The following is a 6,397-nucleotide window of genomic DNA, read 5'->3' on the forward strand; positions in this document are numbered from 1 at the left end:
TCTGCTGTATCTCTCACTACATAAGACTTTCATGCCTCGTTGTCCCCCTGTTAGGTTATGACAGTCGCACTGAAGGGGGTTGGGACTTGGCAGATAAGGAGTTAGCCAAGCTAATTTCTGAGGTAGCTGAGAAAAACCCCCACACTGTTATTATTTTAGACTGCTGTCACTCTGGTGCTGCCACCCGTGGCGAACTAGAAGCAGAAACAGCAATTCGTAAAACTTCCACCGACAAACGTCAGCGACCCTGGGATAGTTTTATTTTCTGCTTGAGTGAAACTGAAAAATTATCAGCTGCCCTCAGCCCGGAAAAAAATCCTAGTGGTTGGAGTTTCCCCACAGGAAAACATATCGTCCTAGCCGCTTGTCGAGATAGTGAGACAGCCAAAGAATACAACAGCAATGGGCAATCAAGAGGTGCGTTTTCTTACTTTTTGCTGGATACCTTGATCAAAGCCAATGGTAGCCTGACTTATCGGGATTTATTCAAGCGTGCCAATGCCCTAGTCCGCAGTAAGATCGACGCCCAATCTCCCCAAATCGAAGCTACGGAGTTGAGTGATTTAGACCAACCTTTTCTGGGCGGTGCGATCGCTAACCATACACCCTACTTTACTGTCTGCTATGACAAAAACCACAACTGGGTGATTGATGGTGGAGCAGTTCACGGCATTTCTCAACCTGTTGGGAATGAGACCACAATACTGGCCTTGTTTCCCTTTGACACCCCTACAGAGCAACTACGTCAACTCTCAACGGCAGTAGGTGAGGCAAAAATTTTGGCAGTAATGCCGCAGCTGAGTAACGTTCAAATTAGTGGTATTGGGGATTTAGATCCCGAAATGACCTGGAAAGCAGTCATTACCAGTTTGCCTCTGCCACCGAAAGGGGTTTTATTGTCAGGAGAACCAGCTGGTGTAAATTTAGCCCGTACCACCCTGCTCAACACGGCTCACAATCAGCCTTCCCTGTATGTTCGGGAAGTGGCAACCCCTGAAGCTGCCGAGTTCAAATTACTGGCTCGTGACGGTAACTATTTAATTACACGACCAGCGGATGACCGTCCTCTAGTGGCTGCCATTTCAGGTTACAGCGATGCCACTGCCTTGCAGGGGATTCAGCGATTAGAACATATCACCCGTTGGATGACTATCGCTGAACTTGCCAGCCCAGCTACCAGCCGCATTCGCCCCGATGCGGTGGAAATGTTGATTTATCAGCAGGATGGGTCACCTTTGCTAGATACTGACATTCGCCTGGAATATCGACAGGAAAATGGCCGGTGGCGATCGCCCACATTGAAAATTAAGCTGAAAAACACCAGTAATGAGCCGCTTTATTGCGCTCTGCTGGCTTTAACCGACTTTTACGCCGTCTCAGCTGGGTTGTTAGATGGGGGCGGAATTTGGCTGCAACCAAGGGGGCAAGAGGGAGATGAAGCCTGGGTTAATCGCGGAAATCCTATTTGTCCTACGGTGCCCCAACAACTATGGCAAGAAGCGGGGATTACGGAAGTTAAAGATATTCTCAAACTGATTGTCTGCTCGACGGAATTTGATGCTACTTTGCTCGAACAACCAAAACTTGACCTACCTCAACGTCCCGTGCCTACACCCCATCGCGGTAATGGTACCCTGAACCGCTTGATGCAAAGGATTCCAGCTCGTGACCTCCCCAACAGACCAAAAGACGATCAAATCTATGATGACTGGTTAACTAGCCAAATTAGCATTACTACCGTGCGTCCTCTAGACACTACTCCTATTCCCAGAGGGGATGACTATGTCTTTCTGGGAGTAGGTTCCACCCTATACGCGCATTCCGAATTGAGAGCTAAGGCACGTCTAACCACTCTCACCCAATCAACCAGGGATTTAGGTAATCATATGTTACCACCGATACTGCGGGAGGACCATCCGGGCATTGAGTCCTTTGAGTTTACTAGCAGTCGGGGAACGGATCCTGGTTTGAGCGCGCTGGAATTAACTGAGGTGGAAAATCCGTCAGCCGTTACACCCAAAAATCCCCTGAAACTTATTGTTGATCGACCCCTTGCTTGTGATGAACAACTGTTACCCATTAGCTACGATGGGGAGTTTTTCCTGCCTTTGGGACGGGCTCGCTCCACCCCGGAGGGCAAAACGGAGATTTTACTGGAACGGTTAACAGAACCAATTAGTGAAGGTAGCCGCAGCTTGGGGGGTTCGATCCGAATTTTCTTCCAAAAAGTAGTGTCTCAACAACTGGGGCTAGACTTTAGTTACCCAATCTTAGCAGCAGCGGATGTCACTGGCTCTGGCGTGGTCAACTATACAGTCAACTATACAACAAAGGTTGAACAAGTCAAGTCGCGGGTTGCCCAAGCCCAACGCATAGTCCTTTATATACACGGTATTATTGGTGATACCGAGAGCTTGCTGCCCAGCCTTCGCTCCGCCCAGGTTGAGGTGGATGGAACAGAAAAACCCCTGGCCGAACTGTATGACCTGGTACTCACCTATGATTATGAGAATTTAAATACCTCAATTGTAGAGAATGCTAAATGGCTTAAGCAGAGACTACAAGCTGTAGGGTTAGGGGAGAACCACGGTAAAATTTTTCACATTGTCGCCTACTCCATGGGAGGGTTGGTTTCTCGTTGGTTTATTGAACGAGAAGGAGGTAATCAGGTAGTTGGGCATTTAATTATGCTAGGTACACCCAATGCTGGTTGCCCTTGGTCTACGGTTGAAGATTGGGCATTAGCTACCTTAAGTATCGGTTTAAATGGGCTGTCAAAATTTACTTGGCCAGTACCAGTGATGGGGATGTTGCTTAAGGCTATTAACAAATTTGTTGATGAGATTGAAACTATTGATATTTCCCTAGACCAGATGCATCCCGGTTCTGAGTTCTTGGAACAATTAGCAGCAAGTCCCGACCCCAAAGTACCTTACTCAATTATTGCTGGTAATACATCTATTATTCCTGCCGCCCTGAAAGCAGAAGCCAATCAAACTTCTAGGGCGTGTTTTCAAAGTTTTCCGCAAGATTATGATCCCCCCCAGCCCCCCTTAAAAAAGGGGGGAGCCATACTCAAAGTCCCCCTTTTTTAAGGGGGATTTAGGGGGATCTCAGAGTTTGAAGACACGCCCTAGTCCCTTGCAACGACTAATGCAGACGTTATTTGATAAAGCTGTAGCTATGGCTTTCTTTGAGCAACCAAATGATATCGCTGTTACAGTACAAAGTATCAAAAGCGTAGGTTCAGACCGGAACCCACAACCGAAAATAAAGGAAATCGGCTGCGATCACTTCGTTTACTTTACTGAACCAGTGGGGTTAACTGCGCTTTCTCAGGCGGTGATTCAAGCCCTAGAAAATAACTCTGATTTTGCAGGTACAACTACTACTGTGGCAAATCCTGTGGTTAATAATAGTACTAATAATTCTTCAGAAAACAAACCAGTACAATGGTGGATTTTGGGGGTAGTTGGGGTATTAGTAGCAGCTAGTATTGGTTGGTTGATAGTAAAGCTATCAAACGACATCCAACCTAGTAATGAAACTCAACCAAGCGAGAATGTAAGTCAATGATGCGTAAGCAGTCAGCGGTCAGCATTCAGCCGTCAGCCGTCAGCCGTCAGCGGTCAGCCTTTAGCTGTTCCCGTAGCGCATAAGCTGATAGCTGATAGCTAATAGCTGATAGCTGATAGCTAATAGCTATCAGTTATCACCAAATCTTGCTCATGTTTAGCACAAACCCCGCCAGTTCTGGAGCACCGCTAACGGTTTCAGGATTGTCCAAAATCTCTGGTTCTTGATCAGGACGATAAATGTAAATTTTCCGGTTTTGGCGGTCGATCAACCAACCCAGTGATGTACCATTGTCAAGGTATTCTTGCATTTTGTCTTGCAAGCCACTGAGTGTATCGCTCGCCGAACGTAACTCGATCACAAAGTCGGGGCAAATGGGAGCAAAGGAAGCTTTCTGTTCGTCGGTTAAGGCATTCCAGCTCTCGAGTTTAATCCAACAGGCATCTGGAGAGCGGATCGCTCCATTGGGCAAGGTAAAGCCGGTGCTGGAGTCAAAGGTTTCACCCGTACCGTCGCGATCAGCCCAGTTAGCCAATTGTTGAGAAATTTTCAGATTCCGATTGCCTGTATCGGAAAAGACTGGGGGCATAATTACAACTTCTCCACTGGCGGTGCGCTCAATTCGTAGATCTCGATTGGCTAGACAGAATTCAGAAAACTGGGCAGGGGTCATGGGGATGATCTCTGGAAGATTGACCATCACAGGGACAGTTTGGGTTTGAATCAGTAGCCTGGTCATTATAGGGTTTGTATCTAGGTTGTAAACACGCTGATTGCATAAAAAGGCATGCATGCAAGAGGGGAAAGATATATACGCCCATGACCCTATGGGGTTGTCTGCCAAGGCGATATGTAAAGATTTATTACAAAAACAATAATCTCTTCATAAAGTAAACAGATTCTCTTGATGAATAAATAGAGAGCATTCCAATTTGGAAAAACTATACTCCATTCAGCTGTGTGAGCGTGATTATACCGCCCACATAAAAATATATATTTGCCATATATTTGCCAAAATTGGATGCTTCAAATCACTAGTACTAAAGTCATCTTTATAAGTGCTTTTAGCATAACATGTTTTCCCGCAATCTCGCCTTTATCATCGGCATCAATAACTACACCAACGGTATTTCCCCCCTGAACACCGCCGTAAACGATGCCAAAAAACTAGTTGAAATTCTCCGCCAAAAGCATGATTACCAAGTGTGGGTATGCTTAGACGAAGTGGCAACTCTGTCCAACTTCCACAAATTTTTATTTCATACCTTACCCCAACAAGTCACTGAAAATGACCGCTTATTCTTTTACTTTGCTGGTCATGGAGTCGCCCTCAATGGGGATGATGGTCCGGCTGGTTACTTAATTCCTCAAGATGCCAAACTGGGGGATACTAATAGTTATCTGCCCATGACCAAGTTACACGATGGTTTAATTAAATTACCTTGTCGTCATTTCTTGGGTATCCTCGACTGCTGTTTTTCTGGTGCTTTCCGTTGGTCGAGTACTAGGGAATTATTAACATCACCAGAAGTAATTCACCAAGAACGATACGAGCGTTTTATTAGTGACCCAGCCTGGCAAATAATTACGTCCTCAGCTTCTGACCAAAAGGCTTTAGATAACTTTAATTTAGATAGCGTACGCGGTCAAGTCGGTAATCATTCCCCTTTTGCTAGTGCATTATTAGAAGCCCTCGAAGGTGGAGCAGATATCTATCCTCCTGCCAAAAATGGTAAACCGGCTGGAGATGGGGTAATTACAGCCACCGAATTATATTTACATTTACGGAATCGAGTCGAAATTTCCACAGAAAAATGCCGTCTACGACAAACCCCCGGTATTTGGTGTTTAAATAAGCACGATAAAGGCGAGTATATCTTTCTTTCTCCCGGACATGAACTTAATTTACCGCCCGCACCACCTTTAGATGAGTCACAAAATCCCTATCGCGGTTTAAAGTCCTTTGACGAGAAACACAGTTCACTGTTTTTCGGGAGAACATTACTAGTAGAAAAGTTAGAATATTTTGTCAAAGCTAATCCCTTAACAGTGGTGTTGGGTGCTTCCGGTTCGGGTAAGTCTAGCTTGGTAAAAACCGGATTAATTCCCAAACTACGGCAAGATAATACTGAGAAATGGTGTATTTTGCCACCCATCCGTCCTGGTGAGACGCCCTTGGAACCATTAAATAATGTGCTGACTGATGCTAAGTTACCTAATGTTGAGCCACAAAACCCCCAGCATAACCTGGCAATGACCATTGATGTTTGGGCAAAAAATCACCCGAACTCTAAGTTATTACTGTTTATTGACCAAAGCGAAGAAATTATTACACTCTGTCAAAACTTAGATCAGCGTAAGGCGTTTTTCCAACAGATACTCACAGCCATAAATGCCCATGGGGATAAATTACGGGTAGTAATATCCCTACGGTCTGACTTTGAACCCCAAGTCAGGGATGCTGGCTTAAGGTTTGTCCCCACAGACTATAACGTCGGAAACACTGTGCTTAAACAGGGTTGGCACAGCAGACGATTTATTGTACCGGCGATGACGCGAGCTGAACTCAAGGAAGCAATCGAGAAACCCGCAGAAGCACGGGTAATGTATTTTCAGACCCATGAACTTGTAGAACAATTGATTGATGAAGTGGCAGATATGCCCGGAGCATTGCCCCTGCTGTCTTTTGCCTTGAGCGAACTTTATCTGAAATACTTAAGGCGACAACGGGAGGCACAATATAGGGGTATTACTATTGACCGGGCGTTGACTCAAGCCGATTATAGTGAATTGGGGGGAGTAATGCGATCGCTAACTCAAA

Annotated in this window: 4 protein-coding genes; 3 read left to right on the top strand and 1 reads right to left on the bottom strand. The window is 45.6% G+C overall.

The window, feature by feature from the left end:
* A partial coding sequence (locus AC4II3_RS30535; protein ID WP_488010443.1) for an esterase/lipase family protein occupies nt 1-3,095 on the top strand: 3,095 nt, incomplete at its 5' end.
* Nucleotides 3,096-3,153: 58 nt separating this feature from the next.
* Nucleotides 3,154-3,576 (top strand): hypothetical protein, encoded by a 423-nt coding sequence (locus tag AC4II3_RS30540; protein ID WP_488010444.1) that lies wholly within the window; start codon nt 3,154-3,156, stop codon nt 3,574-3,576.
* A 136-nt stretch (nt 3,577-3,712) separates the two neighbouring features.
* On the opposite strand, the gene AC4II3_RS30545 is transcribed toward AC4II3_RS30540, so the two are convergent.
* Nucleotides 3,713-4,315 (bottom strand): Uma2 family endonuclease, encoded by a 603-nt coding sequence (locus tag AC4II3_RS30545; RefSeq protein ID WP_488010445.1) that lies wholly within the window; start codon nt 4,313-4,315, stop codon nt 3,713-3,715.
* Between the two features lie 335 nt (nt 4,316-4,650).
* Here AC4II3_RS30545 and AC4II3_RS30550 point away from each other — a divergent pair.
* On the top strand, nt 4,651-6,397 hold a 1,747-nt coding region (locus AC4II3_RS30550), incomplete at its 3' end, for a caspase family protein (protein WP_490722999.1).

The sequence above is a fragment of the Moorena sp. genome, from assembly GCF_982860115.1.